General features: G+C 48.3%; 17 protein-coding genes. 4 read left to right on the forward strand and 13 right to left on the reverse strand.

What is annotated here, in order from left to right:
• Positions 1-6: 6 nt before the first annotated feature.
• Entirely contained in the window at positions 7-1854 is a 1848-nt protein-coding gene (gene htpG / locus KTO58_RS00100; RefSeq protein ID WP_095841337.1) for a molecular chaperone HtpG, read from the forward strand.
• A gap of 604 nt (positions 1855-2458) precedes the next feature.
• Here htpG and KTO58_RS00105 read toward each other — a convergent pair.
• The 7 genes from KTO58_RS00105 to KTO58_RS00135 form a co-directional block, all read right to left on the reverse strand.
• The gene (locus KTO58_RS00105; protein ID WP_095841336.1) at positions 2459-3310 is read right to left on the reverse strand and encodes a glycerophosphodiester phosphodiesterase family protein; all 852 of its coding nucleotides are present in this window, start codon (positions 3308-3310) and stop codon (positions 2459-2461) included.
• Between the two features lie 28 nt (positions 3311-3338).
• Positions 3339-5120 carry a RagB/SusD family nutrient uptake outer membrane protein gene (locus KTO58_RS00110; RefSeq protein WP_095841776.1) on the reverse strand — a complete coding sequence of 594 codons (1782 nt, stop codon included), beginning with the start codon at positions 5118-5120 and terminating at the stop codon, positions 3339-3341.
• Positions 5121-5147: 27 nt separating this feature from the next.
• On the reverse strand, positions 5148-8237 hold the full coding sequence (locus tag KTO58_RS00115) for a SusC/RagA family TonB-linked outer membrane protein (protein WP_157753314.1): 3090 nt from the start codon (positions 8235-8237) through the stop codon (positions 5148-5150).
• Positions 8238-8311: 74 nt separating this feature from the next.
• Positions 8312-9403, reverse strand: a complete 1092-nt coding sequence (locus KTO58_RS00120) for a FecR family protein (RefSeq protein ID WP_095841334.1) — start codon at positions 9401-9403, stop codon at positions 8312-8314.
• Between the two features lie 80 nt (positions 9404-9483).
• On the reverse strand, positions 9484-10083 hold the full coding sequence (locus KTO58_RS00125) for an RNA polymerase sigma factor (protein ID WP_095841333.1): 600 nt from the start codon (positions 10081-10083) through the stop codon (positions 9484-9486).
• 140 nt (positions 10084-10223) lie between these two features.
• On the reverse strand, positions 10224-11948 hold the full coding sequence (gene recJ, locus KTO58_RS00130; protein ID WP_225859977.1) for a single-stranded-DNA-specific exonuclease RecJ: 1725 nt from the start codon (positions 11946-11948) through the stop codon (positions 10224-10226).
• Between the two features lie 74 nt (positions 11949-12022).
• Positions 12023-12988, reverse strand: a complete 966-nt coding sequence (locus KTO58_RS00135; protein WP_095841332.1) for a polyprenyl synthetase family protein — start codon at positions 12986-12988, stop codon at positions 12023-12025.
• A 291-nt stretch (positions 12989-13279) separates the two neighbouring features.
• On the opposite strand from KTO58_RS00135, the gene KTO58_RS00140 reads away from it, so the two are divergent.
• From KTO58_RS00140 to KTO58_RS00150, 3 genes are all read left to right on the forward strand, one after another.
• Positions 13280-14830, forward strand: a complete 1551-nt coding sequence (locus KTO58_RS00140) for an OmpA family protein (RefSeq protein ID WP_095841331.1) — start codon at positions 13280-13282, stop codon at positions 14828-14830.
• A 185-nt stretch (positions 14831-15015) separates the two neighbouring features.
• On the forward strand, positions 15016-16968 hold the full coding sequence (locus KTO58_RS00145; protein ID WP_095841330.1) for a KUP/HAK/KT family potassium transporter: 1953 nt from the start codon (positions 15016-15018) through the stop codon (positions 16966-16968).
• Positions 16969-17059: 91 nt separating this feature from the next.
• A complete protein-coding gene (locus tag KTO58_RS00150) occupies positions 17060-18814 on the forward strand; it encodes a DUF4091 domain-containing protein (RefSeq protein WP_095841329.1) in 1755 nt (584 codons plus the stop codon).
• Between the two features lie 79 nt (positions 18815-18893).
• Here KTO58_RS00150 and KTO58_RS00155 read toward each other — a convergent pair whose 3' ends face one another.
• The 6 genes from KTO58_RS00155 to murG all read right to left on the reverse strand — a co-directional run bounded on the left by KTO58_RS00155 (position 18894) and on the right by murG (position 26621).
• Entirely contained in the window at positions 18894-19472 is a 579-nt protein-coding gene (locus KTO58_RS00155; RefSeq protein ID WP_095841328.1) for a Crp/Fnr family transcriptional regulator, read from the reverse strand.
• Positions 19473-19647: 175 nt separating this feature from the next.
• Positions 19648-21372 carry a cell division protein FtsZ gene (ftsZ, locus tag KTO58_RS00160; RefSeq protein WP_225859978.1) on the reverse strand — a complete coding sequence of 575 codons (1725 nt, stop codon included), beginning with the start codon at positions 21370-21372 and terminating at the stop codon, positions 19648-19650.
• A 165-nt stretch (positions 21373-21537) separates the two neighbouring features.
• Positions 21538-22953 carry a cell division protein FtsA gene (gene ftsA, locus KTO58_RS00165; RefSeq protein WP_095841326.1) on the reverse strand — a complete coding sequence of 472 codons (1416 nt, stop codon included), beginning with the start codon at positions 22951-22953 and terminating at the stop codon, positions 21538-21540.
• A complete protein-coding gene (locus KTO58_RS00170) occupies positions 22950-24119 on the reverse strand; it encodes a cell division protein FtsQ/DivIB (RefSeq protein WP_095841325.1) in 1170 nt (389 codons plus the stop codon). Before KTO58_RS00170 ends, ftsA begins: the two co-directional genes overlap by 4 nt.
• A gap of 21 nt (positions 24120-24140) precedes the next feature.
• On the reverse strand, positions 24141-25520 hold the full coding sequence (gene murC, locus KTO58_RS00175) for a UDP-N-acetylmuramate--L-alanine ligase (RefSeq protein WP_225859979.1): 1380 nt from the start codon (positions 25518-25520) through the stop codon (positions 24141-24143).
• A 3-nt stretch (positions 25521-25523) separates the two neighbouring features.
• Positions 25524-26621, reverse strand: coding sequence for an undecaprenyldiphospho-muramoylpentapeptide beta-N-acetylglucosaminyltransferase (gene murG, locus KTO58_RS00180; protein WP_225859980.1), 1098 nt, complete (start codon positions 26619-26621; stop codon positions 25524-25526).
• Between the last annotated feature and the right edge of the window lie 17 nt (positions 26622-26638).

Consider the following 26638-nt stretch of genomic DNA (forward strand, 5'->3'; position numbering starts at 1 on the left):
AATCCCATGCAGAAAGGTGCAATACGCGTACAAACGGAGAACATCTTCCCCATTATCAAAAAGTTCCTGTACTCAGATCATGAGATCTTTATCCGCGAGCTGGTGAGCAATGCCGTGGATGCGACCCAAAAACTGAAAACCCTGGCCAGTGTTGGAGAGTTTAAAGGCGAACTCGGTTCTATCGATATTGAGATCAAGCTGGACAAAGAAAATAAGACGCTGACCATCTCCGACAGGGGGATTGGTATGACAGCGGAAGAGGTAGATAAATACATCAACCAGGTGGCTTTTTCCGGTGCGGAGGAGTTCCTGAACAAATATAAAGGACAAGGTGACGGTACGAATATCATCGGTCACTTTGGTCTGGGCTTCTATTCTTCCTTTATGGTGAGCGACCGGGTGGAGATCATCACGAAGTCATTCCGTGAGGGCGCCGCGCCTGTTCGCTGGGAGTGTGATGGTAGTCCGGAGTATACCCTGGAGGAGACCAGCAAAGAAGAAAGAGGTTCTGATATGGTATTACATATCAACGAAGAGAGTGCAGAATTCCTGGATGAGCATCGTATCCGCACCATCCTGGAGAAGTTCTGTAAATTCCTGCCTGTGCCGGTGAAATTTGAAGATAAGCAGATCAACAACCCGACACCTGCATGGACCAAGAAACCTAGCGAGCTGACAGCAGAAGACTATCAGCACTTCTATAAAGAGCTGTATCCGTTTTCCGAGCCTCCTATCTTCTGGATACACTTGAACGTGGATTATCCGTTTAACCTGACCGGTATCCTCTATTTCCCCAAGATCACCAAAAGCTACGAAATACAGAAAGATAAGATCAACCTGTATTCCAACCAGGTATATGTAACCGACGAGGTAAAAGATATCGTACCTGAGTTCCTGATGTTGCTGCATGGTGTGATCGACAGCCCGGATATCCCGCTGAACGTAAGCCGCAGCTACCTGCAGGGTGATCCGAACGTGAAAAAGATCAACGCCCACATCACCAAAAAAGTAGCCGACAAACTGGATGAGATGTTCCGTAACGACCGGAAAGATTTCGAATCCAAATGGGAATCCATCGGGCTGTTTGTGAAGTACGGTATGATGATGGATGACAAGTTCATGGACAAGGCTAATAAGTTTCACCTGATGCAGGATGTAGACGGTGACACTTTCTATACTCTTGAAGAATACCGTACCGCTACTGCTGCTTTGCAGACCAACAAAGAAGAAAAGCTGGTGATCTTATATGCCACCAACGCGGTACAACAGGACAGCTACATCCAGGAAGCGAAAGCAAAAGGATATAAAGTAGTGAAGCTGGATACCCTGATCGACGCTGCATTCATCAACAGCGTAGAACACAAATGGGAAAAGGTACAGTTTTCCCGTGTAGATGCAGACATCGCAGATAACCTGATCGACAAGGAAGAGAAAAACGAGAGCGTACTGACAGAAGAACAAAGCAATCAGCTCCAGGAGATATTCAAAGGTCAGATCGCACAACCTAATATCAAAGTAGAACTGAAAGGTCTGAGCACCAGCGCACAGCCGGTGATCGTAACCCGTCCGGAGTTCATGCGTCGTATGAAAGATATGGCAGCTAATGGTGGTGGCGGTATGAGCTGGTATGCCAGCATGCCAGATGATATCAACATGACGGTGAATGCCAATCACCCGATCTACCAACACATCCTGCAACAGGAAGATGCAGACCTGCAACAAAAGCTGGTACGCAACCTGGCAGACCTGGCATTGCTGTCGCAGCACCTGCTGACCGGTGCTGACCTGACAGCGTTCGTAAACCGGAGTGTGGAATTACTCGGTGGCGAGCAGAAAAGCGTATTACAATCATAAATAATTACTGGTATGATTTTCGCTGAAGCATCCGACCAAAGAATAACAGATAGGCAAACCATTTATTTCTATAGCTTGCTTTAAGCAAAGAACATATTGTAAAACCGAGGGCACCAAGCATATGCTTGGTGCTTTTTTTTTTGAGAAAGCTTGTAAGAAAGGATGTTTTGAATAATTGAAGGGTATGTGTTTATTTTGTTGTTAACCGTTTCTGTAGTAGTTGTACTGTTCTTCAGTTTACCAATTTTGTGAAGGGAAAGGAGATACTGAAGATGTTACTTGTGTGAATTTTGTTATCAGATTTATTATGTTTCCGGGGAGTGGATCAAAAGTATTGCCACAACAAAAATGCAGAAGATGATATTTGTTGTTAATAGATCATAGGTTAGTTTGTCGAAGGGTAACATGCATATCTATTTACTTAGAAGACAAAAGGAGCTCAAAGAGCTGAAGGTTGCAGGGTTTGCATTATGGAAGACTGTACCTGGTGTTTTCGAAGATTAGCTATATGGCGTTTTTGATTGATCCGTTAAAGATATTTTAACACAAAAGCCGGCTGATAAAGCCGGCTTTTGTGTTTTAGAAGAAGAGTTGTTACGGCATTTTAATGATACAGGTCTTTGCTGATCAGGTAAGCCTTTAATAGTGCTGGCTGGTCTGTCTGAATGATGTTGGCACCATGTTTCAATACTTCTTCAAATGCGGCTGTGTTACCACCGGCTGCATCTTTATCTATGTCACCTAATGCATTTACCCATACGCGGGCGCCTTTGGATTTGATGAACTGGATAGTAGTGTCGTTATGATGTGATTCATCGATGTGAATGGCTTCGATGGACGTATTGCGCAGTATTTGTTCTGCTTCTTTGGCGCTATGTGTTCTGAACAGGACCATAGAGGTGGGGGCATAGCTTTTCAAGTATTCCAGGTGATCTGATTCGGAGAGGAAGTACAGGCATTGGGAGACCATGCCTGTTTTGTTTACGGTGTTGATCAGTGCTTCGGGACAATCGGTGGATTTGATATCCAGGTCGATCATGATCTTTCCTTTTGCGAGTGTCAGTGCTTCTTCGAGTGTAGGCACCTTTTCTTCTGTGACAGTGCCATTGTGTTTCAATCGTAGTTGTTTGATCTGTGCCAGTGTCATGTTATGTACAAGGCCTTTGCCGCTGGTGGTGCGATCTACGCTTTTGTCGTGCATGACTACGGGTACGCCGTCTTTAGTACAGCGAACATCCAGTTCGATGATGTCGATGCCTATTTCGATCGCTTTTTTGAATGCAGCGATGGAGTTCTCAGGAGCTTCCAGGTGCGCGCCGCGATGGCTGGCAATCATGATCACTTTGGATGACTTGTCATGGAACGCTTTGGTGATAGCAGGAAGGCGGTTGTCCTGTGCTTTGGCAAAGGTGATGCTGAACAGGAAAGAAAGTAACAGGAAAATATTTCTCTGCATATAATTGTATTTAGTGAGTGATCAAGTATTAATAGTAGCCGATATTCTGCTCTTCCTGGATGGGACCACGGGGATCGAGGCGGTCGATATGTGTCTGCGGAATAGGACGCAGTATGTGAAAGGGACGGATATTACTCGCATCGGGATTGTATTTCTTTACCCGCTCTTCCAGCTTCTCACAACGAACAAGGTCTTCAAAGCGGTTGAGTTCTCCTAACATTTCACGGCCACGTTCTTCGAGTATGTAATCAACGAACTGACCGCTGATGTCTGCCGGCGTTATTTTCATCTGTTCTACGGTGGACTTGGTACGGTCTGCATAACTACCCCCTTCAAATGTCCAGTACTGGATGGTCTTAGCCTCACCTTCTTTATAGGCGGCACGCTCACGTACCTGGTTGATATATTGTGCGGCTTTGTCGAAAATACCTTTTCGTCCGTAAGCTTCTGCCAGTATCAGCAACGTTTCGGCGTAACGCATTACGACCCAGTCGCGGCTACCGTTCGTTTCGTTAGTGGTAGGACGGGAAGCATCGAGCCATTTGCGTAGTCCTGGGAACAGATTGTTCATTGTAAAGGGACGATAAGTATTTTGCGGGATGTAGACAGCAAAACGTTTGTGTTCCTGTATTGCAGCGTTCAGATCGGTGGAAGAAGCATAATATACCGGTGAGAAATAGAGCGCCGTATCGCCTACCTGTACATTGATGCTGTTGCCGGCAGTGGTAACGATATTGGTAGCGGCTTTATTGGCGATGTATCCCCATACAAATGATTTCACGAAGCGGGAATCGTACTTACGGGTGCTGCCGAATAGTCCTTCATACACATATGGTGTAGGGCGTACCCGGCGGTAAGGACGGCCATATTCTACAGAGCGTTGCATGATCTTGGTGTTGATCGCATCATATTGTGGTACATGGTACAGGTGCATCTGGTTGCCACTGCCATTACTCAGCTGATTGGTGCTGAACTGTACGGCGAAGATCACTTCACTGTTCACCTGGTTGCTGATATCAAATAGTTTGGCGAAATCGGCTACGAGGGAATAGGTACCTAGTTTTTTATCGGCGATCATGCCAGCGTAATAGATGACGCTATCGAGGTCGGTTGCTTTGGTGCCGCGGATGGCGGTCTGAGTGCCTGACAGCGCACTTCCTCTGGCCAGGTATACCTTACTCAGGAGATGAGCTGCAGCGGCTTTATGTGCACGACCTTGGGCAGCGGCTACCTGTGGCAAATTATCGAAAGCGAATACGAGGTCTGTGATGATGGCTTCGTATACTGTTTTAACAGGCGCCCGTTTGAAATCCGTTTTTACCTTATTGAGGGATTCAAATACCAAAGGAATATTACCGAAGTGTTGTACGAGGTCGAAGTAGTAATAGGCACGCAGGAACCGGGCTTCCGCTTCGGCTTCCGTTTTTCTTTTTGCCTGCATATTTACCTTCGGTAAATAATTGACAACGATATTACATTCAGAGATGCCTTTATAGTGATAATCCCAGTAGTCGGCTACTTTTCCTTCGAGGGAAGATAAGGTGGCGAGGTACTGGTTGAAGGATGGGTTGCCATCCGATCCTAGTGTGAACAGGTCGGTGCCGGCGTCGGAAAAGGTGAGGGCACGTTCGCTGGAAACACCGGGCCTGAGGGAGTTATACGCGGCGGTTAACGCGCCTTCGATCCCTTTTTCGGTTTCGTATAGCTGGTACGAAACGTCAGAGATCACTTCTTCCTGTAAGTACTTTTTACAGGCGGTAAAAGAAAGCACCAGCAATGATGCCATCACACAACAAAGTATCTTTTTCATATACTGAAACATTTTCTTGGTATCCGGTTAAAAAGAAAGGTTCACACCCAGGAGATATGTTACCACACTTGGTTCATCGAAGCCGGTGGCGCCTTCAGGGTCTGTACCGGGGAATTTGGTGAACAGGAAAGGATTCTGTACGCTGGCATAGATGCGGCATCTTTCCAGGAATGCCCTTCGTAACAGCTGTTTTGGCAGGGAATAACCTACCGTGATATTCTTTACCCGCACGAATGATCCGTTGTAGTAATTGAGGGTGCTGAGATAGTTAAGACCTGCGGTACCCAGCAGCGGACGAGGATATTGATTGCTGGCGTTGTCGGGTGTCCAGTAGTTCAGTTTAGGCTGATTGTAACGACCATCAAATCGCATGTCGAGATCATGGTTGATAGTCTGCCCGAACATACCTACCAGGAATAGGGAGGCATCGAAGTTTTTGTACTTAAAGTTGTGTGCCCAGCTGGCAGTCCATTTGGGGTCCCGTTGCCCGATAATGTATCGGTCATTGGCATCGATCTTATAGTCGCCGTTACGATCCAGCGGGCGGATATCTCCCGGTTTGAAGGTAGCGCCGTTGGCGTTATACTTTGCCATCTCGGCTTTATCCTCTGGAGTGTTCTGCCAGATGCCATTAAAGCCCAGGTCGTAAAATACATTCACCGGTTGGCCGATGAACCAGTTGGCGCCAATGTCATCTTTTTTACCATTATATAGTTCCAGGATCTCTTGTTTGTTGACACTGAGTATCCAATCGGAACGCCATTCAAAATCCCGGGTGCGCATATTGATGGTATTGAGGCTCAGCTCAATACCTCTGTTGCGCGTTTTACCCACATTGGATAAGATGGTGGAGAAGCCGGAAGCGGTAGGGAGCTGGCGATCCAGCAACAGGTTATAGGTGTTTTGTACATAGGCTTCGATACTTCCTGAGATACGACCATCCAACAGGCTGATGTCGACACCAGCGTTGTATGCTTCGGTTGTTTCCCAGGTGAGGAAGGGGTTGATCATTTCGATGGGAGTAAAACCAAGGGCAGATGTTTCGCCGAATACATAACGGATGGTATTGAGTTTACCCCATGTTTTGTAAGGGTCTATGCCGGAGTTGCCGGTACGTCCCCAGCCGACGCGGAATTTCAGGTCGTTGATGGCGGAGACATCTTTCAGGAAATGCTCGCTTTTTGCGCGCCAGGCGAGTGCTACGGAAGGGAAGACTACCCATTTTCTGCCGGTTGCGAGGCGGGAGGAGCCATCATAACGGGCAGAAACGGTGGCCAGGTATTTCCCTTTATAGCCATAGTTTAATCGTCCCATAAAGGAGGCCAGGGCCCACCGGGACAGCCTGCTGCTGACACCGTTAATAGTGAGGGCACTTCCGACATTGTAATATTGTTGTTCGTCGTAAGGCAGTTCTTTCACGGAGATATTGGCAGATTCTATTTTTTCGGACTGTATAGATTGCAGCAGCGTAGCATAGATGGAATGATCGCGGCCTATGGTGTTATTATAACTGAGGATGTTTTCAAGTGTGTACATAAACCTCCGGTCTGTGCCGTTGGCGGCAGAAGAAGGTGCGAAGCCACCTGCGCTGGCAGTATTCTCTCCGTTGAAATCATAGTTCCGCCATGCGCGGTAGTCCAGTGCCAGGTTGGTACGGAACTTCAGTGCACGGGCAAGGTCTACCTCCATGAAATAGTTGCCAAGTAAGCGATCCTGTTTCCGTACTCTTTTCGTCTTACCGAAGTTGGTAACGGGATTTGGGGTACGGGTATTGTTGGTCGGGAACATGGCCAGCGTGGTACCATCTTCTTCGTAAGGTGATGCCAGCGGGTTAAAACTTTTCAGGCCATACCCGTCGAATACATCGGACCAGCCGGCATTCTGGTTGGAGTTGGAATAGTTCATCTGCGTACCGATACGGATGAATTTTGCGATGTCATGTTCGGCATTCAACCGTATAGAATAGCGGGTAAAGTCCTGGTCTTTCACTACACCTTTGTTATTAAAATAATCGGCTGACAGCAGGAAGCGGGTAGGCTCGCTGCCGCCGCGTACACTTACCTGGTGGTCCTGTATTACGCCGTCGCGGAGACCATAGCTCAGCCAGTCGGTGCTTTGCAATTTGGAAGGATCGTAGGTACCGCTTTCCCAGGCCCGTTGCATGTTCTTATACATGTAGGGAGTGGCGACCAGTTGTTCGTTCTTAAAGTCCAGTTCTTTGTTTGGTTTACCGTCATAGGTGCCACCCAGTGCATTGCGTTGTGCTTCGCGGGAGTATGCTACGAATTCGGCGGCGTTCATCAACTCCGGTAGGGGTTGATATTTTTGGATGCCATAGTAGCTATTGAACTCTACGATGGTTTTTCCCTTTCTGCCCTTTTTAGTAGTGATAAGTACCACCCCATTGGCGCCACGATTACCATAGATAGCGGTGGCGGATGCGTCCTTCAATATCTCGATAGATTCAATATCGTTCGGGCTGATCATGTTGATCGCATCTACGAAAGGAACGCCATCTACTACATACAGTGGGGCATTGTCGCCTTTGATGGAGCGATTACCACGGATGCGTACTTCGGCCATGCTGCCCGGCTTCCAGGATTGAGTCTGTACGACTACGCCGGAGGCGCGGCCTTGCAGCACCTGTGTGACATCAGCGGCGGCTACTTCGACGATCTTGTCTGACTTTATAGAGCTGACGGCACCGGTGAGATCCCGCTTTTTTACAGCGCCATAGCCGATAACGACGATCTCGTTCAGACCTGACAGCACTTCTTTCATTCGGATCAGTAGTCCGTTGTTGACGCCTGTTTTTACTTCGAAGTTCCGTATCTGCTGTTGCTGATAGCCGACATGGGAGAAGGTGAAATGATATTTGTTGCCAGTAACAAGGCCTGTTATCGTAAAGGCACCTTTATCATCGCTAAAGAAAGCAGGTGTTTCTTTAGCCGTACCGGCTGTAACGGTGATGGTTACGCCACTGATGGGCTCACCATTTTCGGCTGTCACCATGCCATTCACCTGAGCTTTTGACTGTGCCTGGATGGAGGAAGTCCAGCATAGGGCTATTAACCCCAGGCTGCACCATTTGACAATCTTTCGTAGTTGTGTTCTCATATAGTATTGTTTGTGTATGTGCATAGTTGTCCCATTCGCCCTTAGGCGTTGCCGTTGTCCCTTCCGGCTGATAATTATTGTTTGCTGACTGTGATCGTGTCCCCGTTTTTGTTAAACGACAGTTTATTTAAGGTCCGGAGTATTGACAAGGTGGTCTCCAGGGAATCGGAGGCCGGGAATGATCCGGTTACCTGTTCTTTATTGATTGCTGCAGTTTCGTATCGGAAATGTACCTGATAGCGTTGTCCCAGTTGTGTTAATACTTTTGGTAGTGGTGTCTGTGTAAATTGCAGGTTGCCATTATTATCTGCAAGTGTAGCGCCTGTATTGGTCAGATTGGTGATATTAGACTGTTTTGTGAATGGGCGTACCTGGTATTCTTTATGTAAAGGATCGATGCGGCATTCTTCTCCCGGCTGGAGGTAAATATTTTTCATTGTCCACTGCTGTGTAGCAGATCGCACTACTACTTTTCCTTCAAACAGTTGTACAAGTACCTGCTGTTCTTTTTTTGTATTGACCATGAACCGGGTACCTAATGCGGTAGTTGCTATATTGGCGGTATAGACGGTAAATGGTTTGTCGCTGTTGGCGGCTACCTGGAACCAGGCTTGTCCTGATAGGCGTATTTCTCTTTTATTGTTTGGGAATCCCTTGTAATAGGTAATCGCGCTGCCTTTGGCCAGTATTACTATGGAACTGTCTTCCAGTGTGATGGTTTGCCGGGTAGCCTGGTTGTTGGTATATCGTTGTATTTGTTTGGCGGCGGGCGTATCGATCTTTACTTGTGCTATTGATGGTACCCGGGTCTTTGAAGCGGGTGGTTGTGCATATAACAGGAAGAGTATTCCTGCGACTGCTGCTGCTGCTGCGGCTCCCCACCATTTTACGTGACGGGAGAGGAAGAAGACTTTTTTGTTCGCAGGTTGTGGTGTGTGTATATCGTTCACCTGCATTCTTTCGTAGAGTCGCTGTAGTAAGGCCGTTGACTGATCGGCGGAGAGATATGTTTTTCCTGTATCCACATCTTGGTCGAATTCCTGCCTTAATGCGTTTTTCCATGCTGCTTCGTCACGCAGCAGCTGATCGAGGAAATCTAGTTTCTCGGTGGCGGTGAGTGTCTCTTTCCAGACTTTTTCGATGGACTTTTTGTAATGCGCTATCATGTGATGCAAGTGCGTGTCTTCATTAGTAAATACTACGAAGCGGGAAAAAGGGGATGCCGTTTTATGTTACCAAATTGTTATCAGCAGATATGATCGAGGTATAGGAGGAGCAGGAGAAGACCAGAGACTTCCATATGGTTGGTATGGTTGCTGATGTACTGGCGGATGAACTGGGTGGATTGTTTGAGATAGTCTTTTACGGAGACTGCGGAGATGCCTAATTGTTCGGCCACTTCCTCGTATGATTTGCCATGGAAGCGACAAAGTTGGAATACTTCTTTTTTGCGCGGAGGGAGATGTCCGATGGCTTCTTCTACCAGGGAGAGGCGCAGTTGATACAGTTGCTCATCGATGGGTTCCTCTGGGAGGATATCTTCTGGGAGGGTATGTTCGGGGATGAGCAGGTTGTTGTCTTTGATTTTCTTCTTGAGGCAGGTCATTGCCTTATTGTAGCTAACTACGAACAGCCATCCGCCTGCCTGTTGCATATCGAGGCGGTGGCGGTTTTCCCAGAGGGCCAGGAAAACTTCCTGCGAAATATCTTCCGCCAGTGCAGGTTCGCGGACGATGCGGCTGATATTGGCATATACAGCCTGATGGAACCGGTGATAAAGTGCATCAAATAGTTCCAGATAAGCCAAAGTGTTGTCCTGTTCCGTACCTGGTTGGCTTTCCATCATGTGTATTATTTATTGGATCGGGATAAATGAAAAACAGGCTCCAAATTAATACACGGTTGTATCAGTGCATTATTATGTAATTGTAAAGGCTTTATACCGTTACAGGCGGTTGTAGTATGGTGGGGGATATACGGCTATAATTATTTTCTGTGGTCGGCGGGGCGGATGTCGATCACTTTCAGCTGAAGGGATACTTGTCCGTTCCATTCGTTTTCATCGACCGTAAATACCATATCGAAAGGTTGTTTGTCTGCCATAATGGGGAATTTGTCGGCCATATAGAAGCCTATTCCTGAAAAGGCGGCGGTGGTATTGCGTGTGTACTGGCGTACGGAGAATTTGATATGTTCTTCTTTAACGATACGGGAGTATCCGCTATCGACGAGGTTGCGTGCCAGGAAAACGGGCCGGAGGTTGTCGGGGCCTAGTGGTTCGAACTGTTTGAGGATATTGAAGAAAGCTGGGGTGATATCGGCCAGGGAGATCTCGGTGTCGATGACGATCTCGGGGATGAGGAGTTCGGGATCAATGGTGGTGGCAACCACTTGTTCGAACATCTGCTGAAAGGCTGGTACATTTTCCGGTTTGAGGGTCATGCCGGCAGCATAGAAGTGTCCGCCATAGTTTTCGAGGAGATCTTTACACTGGTGGATGGCTTCATATACATTAAACCCCATAACGGAGCGGGCGGAGCCGGCTACTTTATCATTGCTTTGCGTAAGGATGATGGTAGGGCGGTAATAATACTTATCGATGAGGCGGGAGGCGACGATGCCTACGACACCTTTATGCCAGTGTGGTTGAAAGAGGACGGTGGATTTGCGATAGGCGAGGGTCGTATCGTTTTGTATGATAGCGACGGCTTCCTGGGTGATGGTACTGTCGATTTCTTTGCGGTCGAAGTTGTCTGCGTGGAGTACTTCGGCTATTTCACGAGCTTTGTCGGGGTTGTTCTCGATGAAGAGGTTGACTGCTTTGCGGGCATCGTCCATGCGGCCGGCAGCGTTGACGCGAGGGGCAATAACGAATACCAGGTTGGAGATGGTAAGTTTCTCTTTGAGTGCGCTCAGTTCGATAAGGGCTTTGATGCCGGGTAAGGGGCTTTCGTTGACCTTTACGAGGCCATGGAATGCCAGTACCCTGTTTTCTCCTGTCATGGGAACGATATCGGCGGCAATGCTGGTGGCGACGAGATCGAGGAAGCGATATGCTTGCTGGATGGGTATTCCCTTTTTTTGCGCGAGGGCGCAGATCAGTTTAAAGCCGATGCCGCAGCCACTCAGTTCTTTATAAGGGTACGGGCAATCATATTGTTTGGGGTTGAGTATGGCGACGGCAGGGGGGAGGATGGCATCGGGCAGGTGATGATCACAGACGATGAAATCGATCCCCATTTCTTTGGCCAATGCGATATAATCAGCGGATTTGATTCCACAGTCGAGGGCGATGACGAGGGAAAAGTCGTTGTCGCGGGCGTATTCGATGCCTTGCATGGATATGCCATATCCTTCGCGGTATCGATGGGGCACATAGAATTCTATGTTAGTATAGATATCATGCAGGAAGGCATATACGGTGGCGACAGCGGTGGTGCCATCGACGTCGTAGTCGCCATAGATGAGGATCTTTTCTCTATGAAAGATCGCTTGTTCTATGCGGGTGGTGGCTTTTTCCATATCCTTCATGAGCCAGGGGTCATGGAGGTCATCGATGGAAGGGCGGAAATACTGGCGGGCGGATTCGAAGGTGTCGATACCTCTTTGTACCAGCAGTCTGCACAGCAGAGGGTGGACCTTAAGAGCGGCCTGGAGTGATTGTTCCTGTTTTGGTTGATAAGATCTTACTGTCCAACGTTTCTGCATCATGATCTATAGTGGAGTGCGCGGGACGTCTGATTGGGAGGTGACAAGCTCTTGCGGCAGCCATCCGGCGCTAATGTTTAGAAGGTTCTGTCCGTGGTGAAGCGTACGAGCGATTCCAGGCCGTTCCGGAATTCATTTTCCGGGAATTGGTGGAGGATGTTCATGGCTTCGTCGCGGTACTGAAACATTTTTTCCTGTGTATACGCTATCCCTCCGGATTTTTTAACCAGTTCGATGACCTCGTTAACCTTTTGTTTGTCGGTGTTCTGGTTTTTGACAATATATATAATACGTCTTCTGGTTTCCGGGTCGGCATGTTGGAGGGTATAGATGAGGGGGAGTGTGAGTTTTTTTTCCCGGATGTCGATGCCGGTAGGTTTGCCTATTTTATCGGAGCCATAATCGAAGAGGTCGTCTTTGATCTGGAAGGCAACGCCGACTTTTTCGCCGAAGAGGCGCATTTGTTCGGTGACTTGTTCGTCGTTGCTGGTGCTCCAGGCGCCTGCGGCACAGGCGGAGGCGAGGAGGGAGGCTGTTTTACGGCGGATGATCTCGAAGTAAATGTCTTCTTTTATATTGAGTTTCCGTGTTTTTTCTATTTGGAGGAGTTCTCCTTCACTCATTTCCTTGACGGCTTCGGAAAGTATTTGGAGGCTTTTGAAGTCGTTGTTGTTGAGGGAGAGGAGGAGGCCTTTGGAGAGGAGGTAGTCGCCGACGAGGACGGCGATCTTATTTTTCCAGAGGGCGTTGATGGAAAACATGCCACGGCGTTCGTTGGCATCGTCTACTACGTCGTCATGGACGAGGGTGGCCGTATGGAGTAATTCTACGAGTGCAGCGGCCCGGTAGGTACTTTCTTCAATATTATTATTGAATAGCTTGGCGGAGAGCAAGACGAACATTGGTCTGATTTGCTTGCCTTTACGCTTAACAATATAGTGCATGATCCGGTCCAGGAGCGGGACATGACTTTTTACCGAGTCTGAGAATTTGTTTTCGAAATCGTGTAATTCCTTACTGATCAGATGCTTAATTTCGTCCATGATTGTAGAAAAAGGATTGCTAAGCTAGGTTTAAAATATCAAATTTTAACAATTTGGCCCTTAATTTGTAGTTAAGGGAATAACATTACTTTAACATTGCTTTATTTAAGTTATAACAAATAGGGTAATTAAGGTATAACAATTGTTTCGACTAAGTTCTAATAGTGAGGGACTTATCAATAGAAATAATCTTGCAAGAAAAATTTGTAGATTCATTTCCAATTTTTACCTTTGCTTGGTAAAAAACGGGTTATTAGTAAATTTTTAACAGTTTTTAAATAAAAAACAATTATGGCAAGCAAAAAGTACTTATTACTGGCAGGCGCTATGAGTTTACTAGCGGCGTCTTCTGGTTTTGCACAGGTTCAGCCTAACTACGATGCCCTGGATTCATCCAAAGTTCCGGCATCAAGATTGGCCCAACACAATAACTTCATCAACCACCAGTATGATTATCCTGCTAAGCCCAGGAGCATGTGGGAGCTTGGTCTTCACGGTGGTCTTCACTTTATCGCTGGTGATGTATCTGCTCGTCCCGGATATGGTGGTGGTATCTCCTTGAGAAAAGCACTGGGTCATACGATCTCTTTGAGAGCTGAGTATACCGGATCTATAGATAAGGGTCTGCACTATGAATTGGTACCCGTGAATTTGAACGGTTCTAATGCCTGGGCTGCTACTGCTGCTCGTAATGGTGGTAAGATTGTTCCTAACTACAAGACACAGACACACCAACTGTCTATCGACTTCATCGCTTCCCTGAGCAACATCCTGTTCTACAAATCTCAGCCTAAAGTTAACTGGTATATCTTAGCTGGTTATAGCCTGGGTCTGATCGATGTAGATGTGGACGCTTTGGGTGCTAACGGTCAAGGTTACGATTACTCTGGTATCAACTTCAGCGGTAAACGTAAAGACATCCGTGATCAACTGAAAAACCTGTACGATGGTGATTATGAGCAGAATGCTCCTAACCAAGGTAACAGGATTTCTATCGGTCGTCGCGATGGTAACCAACTGCTCCGTCATGGTGCTAACGTTGGTACTGGTGTTGCTTTCCGCGTATCTAAGCGTTTCAACATCGGTGTTGAGCAGAAATTGATCACTTACTTTGATGATTATCTGGACGGTTATACCAAAGGTGCTTTCGACAACTCTAAAGACTTCATGTCTTACACTAGCGTTCGTCTGAACTTCAACCTGGGTAACCCTGCTAAACGCGTAGAGCCACTGTGGTGGGTAAATCCGCTGGATTTCGCTTACAACGAGCTGAGCTCTCCCCGTCACATGAAACTGCCTACTCCCGTTCTGCCTGATGCTGACGGAGACGGTGTAACTGATCAGTTCGATCGTGAGCCTAACACTCCTGCAGGTGCTCCTGTTGACGTGAACGGTGTTGCTAAAGATACTGATGGTGACGGTGTTCCTGACTACAAAGACAAACAGCTGATCACTCCGACTTACTGCCAGCCAGTTGACGCTGATGGTGTTGGTAAATGCCCAGATCCTGAGTGCTGCAAGAACATCGCTCCTAAAGCTACTTGTTCTTCCCTGGTACTGCCTAGCGCATCTTTCAAAGGTAGCTCTGTGAAAGTATCTAAAGATATGGAAGCCGTACTGTCTAGCGTAGCTAACACACTGAGAAGCAACCCTGAATGTAATGTTCTGGTTACTGGCCACGCTGGTGCTAAAGGTAAAAAAGGTGGTGTTGACCTGAGCAGCAGAAGAGTTGACGCAGTGATTGACTACCTGGCTGACAAGCAAGGTATCGACCGCGGTCGCTTCATCAAACAAAACACTCCTGGTGAGTCTAACACTGTAGATTTAGCTCCTGCTAACTAATATAGTGATCTCACACAGTAGATAATAACACTAGCCTCCCGACATGCGAATGTCGGGAGGTTTTTCTTTTAAGGATACATATAGGGCATTCATGAGCGCTGTCAAAGTCGAGCCCGCCAACTGGAAATTTCTAAATCCAAATATTCCCCCTAAATTTGAGCGCTCTTTAACTAATTACATAGTCAGTGAGAATAGATATCAACAAGGTGAGCTTGGCCGGTCTGGTAGTAGCCCTTGGTATTATTTACGGTGACATTGGCACCTCTCCATTATATGTGTTCAAAGCTATTGTTGGCGGTAACCCGGTCAGTGACCTGTTGGTCATCGGGGGTATATCCTGCATTATCTGGACACTTACTTTACAGACAACCATCAAATATGTGATCTTAACCTTACGGGCAGATAACAAGGGGGAAGGAGGCATCTTTTCCCTTTATGCATTGGTAAGGAGACATGCCAAATGGACGGTGATATTTGGTATGATCGGAGGAGCCGCTTTGCTGGCAGACGGGATCATTACGCCACCTATTACCGTTACCTCAGCGATAGAGGGGTTGCGTACACTGGAAGTATTTAAGGACCTGTCTCAATGGACGATCGTGAAGATCGTACTGACGATCATCACCGGATTGTTTGTGATGCAGCAGTTCGGGACCGTGTCTATCGGGAAGATGTTTGGACCTATTATGGTGATCTGGTTTTCCATGCTGGGTATACTGGGGCTTTCGCATATTGCGGATGACCTGAGTGTATTGAAGGCATTCAGCCCGCATTACGCCATTGAATTGTTAACGACCTATCCTAAAGGATTTTTGATACTGGGAGCTGTATTCCTTTGTACTACGGGGGCAGAGGCCTTGTACTCGGACCTGGGGCACTGTGGGAAGAGCAATATCCGTATCTCCTGGATCTTTGTGAAGGCCTGTCTGATCCTGAATTACCTGGGACAGGGCGCCTGGCTGCTGACGCAGCGGGGACAGATCTTACCCAAAGACCAGAACCCCTTCTTCACCATTATGCCGGAGTGGTTTGTCATCTTTGGCGTGTTGATCGCCACGATGGCGTCTATTATCGCCAGCCAGGCATTGATATCCGGATCGTTTACGCTGATCTCGGAAGCTATGCGGATGAACCTGTGGCCAAAATTACGCATCAATTACCCTACAGAAATGCGGGGACAGTTGTATATACCGGGGCTTAATATCATGCTGTTCGTAGGCTGTCTGGCCATTGTGCTGATATTCCAGGAGTCCAGTGCCATGGAAGCAGCATATGGTCTGTCCATTACGATCTGTATGCTGATGACTTCCTGCCTGTTTGCTTTTTACCTGTATACGAGGAGGGTACGGCTGGTCTGGATCTTACTTTACCTGGCGGTATACCTGACGATAGAGTTCTCTTTCCTGTTTGCCAACCTGGTGAAATTCATGCACGGCGGTTATGTGACAGTGGTAGTAGCGGGTGGTTTGTTTGTGGTGATGCTGGTGTGGTTTAAGTCGAGGAAGATCAAAAACCGCTATGTGGAATTTGTGCGACTGGAAGATTACCTGCCAATATTGCAGGAGCTGAGCAATGACACGACCATCCCCAAATATGCGACACACCTGGTGTATATGAGCAGTGCGGACAATCCAAAGGAGATAGAGCATAAAATCATTTATTCGATATTGAACAAGAAGCCCAAGCGGGCAGATATATACTGGTTCGTGCATGTGGATGTAGTAGATGAGCCTTACCTGAGCGAGTATTCAGTACAGACGATCATCCCTAACGAGGTGATACGGGTAGAGTTCCGTTTAGGGTTCAAGGTAGAGCAGCGTATCAATCTGATGTTCCGGATGGTGGTGGAAGATATGGTGCGGAATAAGGAGGTGAACATTGTAAGCCGGTACGAGTCGTTGAGTAAGAACAATGTGGTAGGCGATTTCCAATTCATTGTGATGGAAAAATTCCTTTCTCACGATAATGACCTCCCGTTGTATGAGCGGATGGTGATGCGTAGTTATTTCTGGCTGAAGAAGGTGAGTTTGTCGGAGGAGAGAGGCTTCGGGCTGGATTCCAGCTATGTAACGATTGAAAAATATCCACTGGTGGTAGCGCCCGTTACCAACCTGCAGTTAAAACGTATTATACATTAGTGCGGATAGTTTGTGGTTATTTGTTTCCTGTTGTGCGCTGGGGTTAGTATCTTACCTCCTGCCAAATACAGTGAACAAATAACTACGAACTATGAAACTAATCGGCACTATGCTGCTCAGCCTGGCGAGCAGTCTTGCGATGGCCCAGGCCAGTAATTTCCACATTTACCAGGAGCTTCCCGATCCTGCCAAGATGGACCTTTCTTCCTGGGCGAAGGTCGGCAAGGGTATACATGCTGCTTTCGGAGATGCAGATACCCGTTATCCAAAACATGTTGTTCCGGGCGCTACGCCACTGCAAACTACCTGGGAGGTGACTGCCTGGAGAGGGGAGCGAGTGCATACCCAGCTGGTGTTATGGACTGGCGGAGCGCAGGCGGGCGTCAGCATAGAGTTGTCTCCGCTGAAAGATGAGCGAGGGCACCGTATTGACCGTGCGCGTATCAGCGCCGGTTTTTTGCGTTATGTAATGACGGATGAGCTGAATAAGGATGGTACCGGTTGCGGGTATCGTAAGGCGAAGGATTTTGATTCATCGCTGGTGGCTGATGCGATTGATCGTGTAGCCGCTACTGATATACCTGATCATACTACGCAGCCCGTGTGGCTTAGTGTAGATGTACCGGCAGGTGCACCGGCCGGCACTTACAAGGGTTACCTGAAGGTGCGCGTGGGCGCTAATTTTTATCCGGAGATGCTGCACTATACGATACATGTAAAAGACAGGGTGTTGCCGGCTCCTGCGGATCGTAAGTTCCACCTGGACCTGTGGCAGAGCCCCGATGCGGTGGCCCGTATGTACCAGGTGCCGAAGTGGAGTGCTGCGCATTACAAGGCGATGGCGCCGTACATGCAGTTGCTGGCAGCTGCCGGGCAGAAGGTTATTACAGCCAGTATCATTTACGATCCCTGGAATGCGCAGACGGAGGATATCTATGCGAGCACGATCAAGTGGACGAAAAAGAAGGACGGCAGTTGGGAGTATGATTACCGTGTATTTGACGCGTGGATATCGTTTATGATGCAGCAGGGTATCCGCCAGCAGATCAACTGTTACAGTATGATCCCGTGGAACCTGAAGTTCTATTACTATGATGAGGCAGCGGGTCGGGATACTTTCATTGTGGCGAAGACGAGTACGCCGGAGTATGCGGCGCATTGGAAGCCGATGCTGACGGATTTTGCGCGTCATCTGAAGGCGAAGGGCTGGTTTGACAAGACGGTAATTGCGATGGATGAACGGCCTTTGAAAGATATGCAGGATGCTATTACGTTGATCAAGTCGGTGGATAAGCAATTTAAAATCTCATTGGCAGGTAATTATCATCCGGAGATAGTAGCGGATCTGTACGACTATTGTGTGGCATCGAACCAGGAGGTACCGGCGGCAGTGAAGGAGCAACGTCGGGCCGGCGGGCTGTTGACGACCTACTATACCTGTTGTACGGAAGGGTATCCGAATACGTTCAGTTTTTCGCCACCGGCGGAAGCTGCGTGGTTGCCCTGGCATGCGGCTTTGAAGGGCTACGACGGTTACCTGAGATGGGCGTATAACAGCTGGGTACAGCGGCCGATGCAGGATTCGCGGTTCCGTACCTGGGCGGCTGGTGATACCTATTTCGTGTATCCCGGGGTACGTAGTTCTATCCGGTTTGAGCGGTTGTTGGAGGGGATACAGGACTATGAGAAGATCCGTTTGTTACGGACGGAGTTCCGGCAGGTGGGTAATATGGCGGGATTGCAGCAGCTAGAGGAGTTGTTGTCTACGTTTGAGCTGGACCGGTTGAAGACGGAACCGGCAGCGGAGATGTTACGTAAGGCGAAAGCTGGATTGAATAAGTTGTAGGGAGGCAGGTAGTATATCTGACTGACAGCGGGCTATCCCCACGGTGCTATGCATGGTGGGGATAGTTATTTTAAGGGCATTAGCGCCTGTTGGCGAGCCGTTTTCTGATCCTGCTGAGCGAGGGTCCTTCCAGGCCCAGATAAGACGAAATATGGCCTAAAGAAACACGATTCAGGATATCCGGGTATTGTTCGAGGAGGAGGAGGTATCGTTCTTCGGCGGTGCGGGTGAGGAGGTCTTCGGCGCGTGCCTGGTTGTAGATGAAGTATTGTTCGGCGAGGAGGCGGCCGAAACGTTCCCAGCCATGTGAGTTATAGAGTTGCTGGAGGGTTTCATTGTCGATGACGAACAGTTCGGCATCTTCGGTGGCTTGTATGTTATAGGGGCAGGGGATGCCGGTGAGGAAACTTTTGAGGGATACCATGAAGTGTTGGTGGCCGAGGAAGAAGAGGTTGTGTTCTTTATCGGTTTTGGTATCGACGTAATAGAGGCGGAAGAAACCTTTGACGATGAAGGCGACGTGTTTGCATACGTGGTTGTGGTGGTTGAAGAAGTTACCTTTTTTGATATGCAGGGAACGCCAGTGGGGGGCAGAGAGTTGCCAGTCTTCATCGGAGATGCCGGCGAATTGTTTGAGTGCCTGTTGTAGTTGTTCCATGTTATAAATGTAGTGAAAATGTGAATGGATGTTGTTGGTGAGGGGAGTGAGGTAGGGTATAAATTGGTAAGGGGAATGAGTAGGCTATAAAAAAAATCCCCCGGGGAGCCGGGGGATTTTTAACACAACTAAAAAACAATCAAATGTCGGAATGGATCTATTAGTTTATAATTCGTCAATCCGGCTTTTTCCCATCTAAAAAGGTATTGATAGTATTGATCTCGGTTTGGTTAGGTTGGCCATTATCCGTGATGGTATAATTGGAATAGAAGTTCTCTGCGGAGCCGGCGCCGTTGTCGAGGTTGACGTTGCGGCGAACGTATGCAGGGACGTTTTCTATTTCAGCGTTGCTATCCATGTTTTTAACATTGAAGCTAATGCTGCGGAGTTTGGCTACTCTTTCTGCCTGTTTGCGTTTTTGTTCTTCGAAATCGTCGATGGTGTAGTGGGGAGGTTGATTACCATCCTGTGCAGGTGTTTCTTCTTCCCGGAATACCATCTGCATTTCGGATTTATCGGCAGCAGGCGGATTATTGGGCTCGATGTATATCTGAGCGGGTCTGGCGGGATATCCACCGGCGGCGTTGTTTTGCTGCGGGGGAATCACGTTGACGTTATTGTTAGTTTGTGGTTGTGGGGTGGCAGGTTGCGGTGCGGGTGCAGGTTCGATATTGACAACGTACTGTTGTCTATCGAGTTGCGGTGCAGGCGCTGGCTGCTGTGTGAATGATGCCGGAGGTTCCGGATGTGCTACGATGGGTTCTACCAGGCGGGGCGCCATGATATCCACGGGTTCCTGGAAGAGGGTGCCTTGGTTATTCACCTTTTTTTCTTCCGGTTCTTTAGTGGCGGTAGTGTTATTGTTGAGATGCAGCACGATCTTTTCTTCTTTGCGGGGGGCTTCGGCGGCATTCGCTTTCATTTGCTGGATGGGCCGTTGTTCGAAGCCGGTGGCGATGATGGTTACGCCCAGTTTGCGATCGAGGGTATGATCGTATCCTACACCGAGGATGACGTCACAATCTTCACCTGCCTGGCTTTGTACGTAAGCCTGGATGATATCCATTTCATCGAGGGTGTGTTCGAATTCACCTTCAGAGGAGGAGATATTGATCAGTATCCATTTGGCGCCACGGATCTCGTTGTCGTTGAGCAGTGGTGAGGTGAGTGCTTCTTCGATGGCTTTTTGTGCTCTGTCTTCGCCTTCGGCTACGGCGGCACCGAGTATGGCAACGCCACCGTTACGCATCACGGTGCATACATCGGCGAAATCGACGTTGATCTGGCCGGTGGAGTTGATCACATCGGTGATACATTTGGCGGCGGTAGCGAGTACATTATCTGCTTTTTCGAAGGCGGCTTTGAATTTAAGGTCTCCGAATTTCTGGCGCAGTTTATCGTTGGAGATGATGAGGAGAGTGTCGACGTATTCTTTGAGTCTGTTTACGCCTTCTTCTGCCTGCAGCATTCTTTTTTTGCCTTCGTAAGAGAACGGGGTGGTAACGATACCTACGGTAAGGATACCCAGTTCTTTACAGATTTTGGCGATGATCGGGGCACCACCGGTGCCGGTACCACCACCCATACCTGCGGTGATGAAGGCCATTTTGGTATTGACCTCCAGTATTTTTTTGATTTCTTCAAAGGATTCCTCCGTTGCCTGTTCGCCTATCTTGGGATTGGCGCCGGCACCCAGCCCTTGCGTCAAGTGTGGGCCCAGCTGTATTTTGTTGGGCACTGGGCTATTCGCGATTGCTTGGGCGTCGGTGTTACAGATAATGAAATTCACCCCTTCTATGCGTTGACCATACATGTGGTTTACCGCATTGCTTCCGCCACCACCAATGCCGATGACCTTGATGATGGAGGATTTCTCCTTTGGAAGATCAAAATGTATCATGACTCTATCTTTTATGGGTTAGTAGTTGTATTCTTTAATTCTTTACTGTCAAATGGTTTCTTGTTCATGCTAAAGGTTTTTGTCCCTGTTATGTATTAATTCTTCATGATTTAAAGAAACGTTTGAGGCTGCAACAATTACGCCATTTAACCGATCTGTTGTTTGTTATAGTTTAGTATCTTCTTCTTCTGTGAACATGTCTATGATCTTCGTTTTCATCCGGTCGAGGAATGATTTGAGCGAAGCGTTACGTTCCTTTACTTTTCTGTCCTGTATCTGTTCGGGTGTTGGTAATGTTTCTTCTTCTTCCTGCTGTTCCCACTGATCATCTGTGGAGGCAGCCTGTGCGGCTTGTTCTTTGGCAATGTAGCTGGTGTTGATCTTTACATAGTTTTCTTCGAGGGCGCGGCGATCGTTTTCGAAGTCGTTGTATCCTTTGAGAATGAGGCCTACGCAGGTGGCGTACATTGGTTTGGTGAGCTCGTCGATATGGCCGCTGGCGAGGTGTTCGTTCGGGTATCCGATGCGAGCGTTTACGCCGGTGGTATATTCGGTGAGCTGGATAAGATGTTTGAGTTGGGAGCCACCACCTGTGAGGATGATACCGCCATTGAGCATCTTATTGTCCATGCCGATTTGTTTGAGGTGATAAACGACGAAGTCGAGTATTTCGCTCATGCGTGCCTGGATGATGTGGGCGAGGTTTTTAACGGAGATCTCTTTGGGGCTTTGACCGCGGAGACCTGGTATGGTGATGTAAGCATTGTTTTTGGCTTCGTCGGCGAGGGCGTAGCCAAATTGTACTTTCATCTGTTCTGCCTGTGTTTTGAGTACGCCGAGGCCATTTTTAATATCGTTGGTGATATTTTCACCACCGTATGGGATGACTGCGGTGTGTTTGAGGATACCTTCGTAGAACACGGCGAGGTCGGTGGTACCGCCCCCTATATCGACGATGGCGACGCCGGCTTCGAAGTCCATATCGCACATTACGGCGGCGGCGGAGGCCAGCGGTTGTAATACGAGATCGCGGATCTTAAGGCCGGATTTTTCGACGCTGCGGTTGATGTTTCGGATAGCGTTTTTATCGCCGGTGATGATATGGAAGTTAGCGCCTACTTTGACACCGGACATGCCGATGGGATAGGTGATATTCTGGAGGCTGTCGACGATATATTGTTGCGGGATCACGTCAATGATCTGGTCACTGGCGGGGATCACGGTTTTATATTGATCATTGATCAGCTGATCTATATCTTTCTGTGATATTTCTGCATCTGTATCGTTGCGAACGATGTCTCCTCTTGTCTGGAGACTTTTGATATGGTGCCCTGCAATCCCCACGTACACTTCATTGATCTCCAGGTTTGGATTCGAGGCATAACAGTTTTCAAGCGCCTGACGTATTGCTTTAATTGTCTGATCGATGTTGAGCACCATACCGTGCTGTACACCGAAGGACGGCGCTTTACCGAATCCCAGGATTTCCAGTTTCCCGTATTCATTCTTCCTTCCTGCAATGGCAGCAATCTTCGTAGTTCCGATATCCAGGCCTACAATGATGGGAGCTTCCTGATTCATGGCGTTTTATTGTTTTTTGTTGTGTTGACAGATTTCTTCACCGGTTTGTAAATTGCTTTCGGCTGTTGCTGCTGCGGGCCGGTCAGATCCTTTCCTTTGTGTTTTGCTGCTGTAGCAGCAGGTTTTTCTATTTTTTTGACTGTTGTTGCTTTTTTGGGCGGCGTTACCTTTTTTACCGGCGCTGCTGTTTCTTTTTTTACAGTATGCGTTGGTGTTGGTTTTTCCGCTGGTTTACCGGCAGGTTTGGGCGCTGTATTGGCGGCCAGTGTTGCTGGTTGTACCGTTGTTTCTTCGTCGGTTGCGTTTTCGGGCTCCATGGTTTGATCGGGTTCGAACCTGGAGGTATCGGCAGGAGGTCGTTGTGGCGTTGGCGTGGTGTAACCATCTTTGCGGGTGCATACCACTTCATTTTCGTAAGCGATATTGATGCGGGTATAGTTATTCCAACCTACTTTGCTGAGTCCTTCTTTATAGAAAGCCATAAGCTTGCCAAACTTTTTTGCTATGTTTTCTCCTTCGCCGAATTCGATGATATGGTCGCCGAGTTTTGGTACCAGTTCGAATTTGCGATCGCCGGTGATGATTACCTGTTCTACCTGTGCCATCCAGAAGGGGTCTTCTGTGAGGAAGTGGCCCATATTAACTATTTCGGTGCTGAGCAGGCTGTCTGCTTTTTGCAGGCGGCTGGCATCGACGGGGAATCCTGTGAATACGGGTACTCTGGCGGCGTACCTGGATGATACGGGGATACGTTCGCCCTGAGTATCGAGGTAGAAGCTGTTGCCGGAGAAGGTGAATATCCTGGCGACGGGTTCACGCTGTGTTACCTTGATATTGAGGTATTGGTGATTGTCGAGGAAGATATCGGCTTCTTTTACCCAAGGATCTTTTGATACGATGGATTCCAGCTGTGCTATGTTGATGCTGCCTATTGTTTTTCCGACAGGGTTGTTTGTTTTTTCTTTGGTGATGAGGGCTTTGATGTCTTTTTCTTCGATGAAGAAGTTGTCGTCATTGCCGGAGAATTTGACAACGATGCCTTTGCAGGTAGCTGTTTCTTTGTCTTGAACGGCGGCTGCGAGGAGCACGACAAAGCCTGTCAGTGCAGCTATCCAGAGGACGGCTGTACCTGCGCGTTTTAAAGCTTTGCGTGTTTGTATCTGCATGTTGATAATTCTTTTATCTATTTACGTAAGCTGCTCTTTGGGCGGCTTTCCGTTTAAAATTTCTTTTATTGGTTCTTTGAGCTGATCGATATCGCCGGCGCCTGCGGTAATGAGTAGCGGGGCGGTATTTGCTTTCAGCCATTCGAGTACTTCTTCTTTTGACAGTTGGAGTACATCGGTGTTTTTGATCTTAGCGGCGATGATATCGCTGGTGATGCCTTCGATGGGCAGTTCACGTGCCGGGTATATGGGTAGCAGTATCACCTGGTCTGCGAGGGAGAGGCTTTCGGCGAAGCCCTCTACGAGGTCGCGGGTGCGGCTATACAGGTGTGGCTGGAAGATGACGGTGCATGTTTTTCCCGGGAAGAGTGCTTTGGCGCTGGTGATGAGTGCGCGCAATTCTTCGGGATGGTGTGCATAGTCGTCGATATATACCTGGTGATCGCTTTTGATCACGTATTCGAATCTACGTTTGATGCCTTTGAAGTCTGCCAGTGCGGCTCTGATCTTGGCGGCATCGATACCCAGGAGGTGTGCTACGGCTACGGCTACTACGGCATTTTCTACGTTGTGCATACCACCGATGTGCAGGTGGACGTTGTCGATCATCCAATCTTGCTGGATGACGTCGAATTCGTAGCCTCCATGTATCATGCGGATGTTGGCGGCATATATGTTAGCCGCATCGTTCTGCAAGCTGTATACCAGTTTATTGTCTGCTTTGAGTTCATGGGCGCGAGGCAGGCCGAAACGGGCGAGCAGGGTACCATTTGGTTTTATGTTGTGTGTGTACTGGATGAAAGCGTCCTGCATATCGGATTCGGTGCCGTATATGTCGAGGTGATCGGCGTCCATGGCGGTCAGTACGGCGATGTCGGGATTGAGTTTAAGGAATGAGCGATCGTATTCATCGGCTTCGATGACGGCGACCGGTTTGTTGCTGCTCCAGAAGTTTTTGTCGTAGTTGACGCTGATGCCACCCAGGAAGGCGTTACAGCCATATCCGCTGTGGGTGAGCAGGTGAGCGATCATGGTGGACACGGTGGTTTTGCCATGGGTGCCACCTACGGTGATGGCGAACAGTTCGCGGGTGATCTCGCGGAGTACGTCGCTGCGTTTCACTACTTCGAAACCTTTTTCGCGGTACCAGTTGAGTTCTGCGTGTGTGACAGGTATGGCTGGTGTGTATACGACGAGGGAGGTCTGAGGGTCCAGCAGGTTGATATCATCGGTGTAGTGGATGTGCATACCTTCGGCGCTGAGCTGTTTGGTGAGGGGGGTTTCTGTACGATCGTACCCGCTCACGTGGACGCCCTTTTCGTTGAAGAATCGGGCGATGGCGCTCATTCCGATGCCACCTATACCAATGAAATACACTCTATTTATGCTGTTCAGATCCATAATCTATTTAATCAAGTAAGTCACTTCTCTTGCTATTGTCATATCGGCGTTGGGGTTGCCCAGCGCGGCGATGTTTTGTTCCAGCTGTTCCATGAGGGCCTTATTCTGGATGAGGCTGAACACGGTGTTGCCTAGCTGGGCGGCGGCTTCGCTGTCTTTGATCATGAGTGCAGCGTGTTTATCTACGAGGCTTTTGGCGTTGAATGTCTGGTGGTCTTCTGCCGCGAATGGGTACGGGATGAAGATGACCGGTTTTTTCACTACGCAGAGTTCTGCGATGGCCAGTGCGCCTGCGCGGGAGATGACTACATCTGCTGCTTTGTAGGCAAAGTCCATGAGGTTGATGAAGTCAAAGACTTTGATATGGGAGGCGTAGGGGGAAGCAGCGGCTTTGGCTGTTTCGTAGTACGGTTTCCCTGTTTGCCAGATCAGTTGTATATCTTTTTCTACGAATTGTTGCAACAGTGGTTGCAGTCCTTCGTTGATGGATTTGGCGCCGAGGCTACCTCCTACGGCGAATATTGTTTTTCTTTCCGGCCGCAGGGAGAAGTATTGCATGGCTTCTTCTTTGGTGACTGCGGACTGGGTGATGCTACCTCTAACGGGGTTGCCGGTGAGGAGTATCTTATCAGCCGGGAAGAATTTCTCCATGTTATCGTAGGCGACGCAGATTTTATTTGCGCGTTTGCCCAGTATCATGTTGGTTTTGCCGGCGAAGGAGTTCTGTTCCTGGATGAGGGTGGGCATACCCTTTCGCTGGGCTTGTCTGAGCATGGGGAAGGAGGCGTATCCGCCGACGCCAACGACGACGTTGGGTTGGAATTCTTTGAGGATACGTTTTGCCTTGCTCAGGCTTTTTAATATTTTGAATGGCAGCAGTATGTTTTTAAAGATATTGCTGCGGTTGAATCCGGCTATTTCGAGGCCTTCTATAGGATATCCTGCCTGAGGCACTTTTTCCATTTCCATTTTGCCGACGGCGCCAACGAACAGGATATCGGTCTGCGGATCTATTTTTTTCAACGCATTGGCGATAGCGATGGCCGGGAAGATATGTCCTCCTGTACCACCACCTGCTATAATTACTTTGCGTTGCATCATGTATACTTTTTTATTAG

It is taken from the genome of Chitinophaga pendula, assembly GCF_020386615.1.
In the GTDB taxonomy this organism is placed as follows: domain Bacteria; phylum Bacteroidota; class Bacteroidia; order Chitinophagales; family Chitinophagaceae; genus Chitinophaga; species Chitinophaga pendula.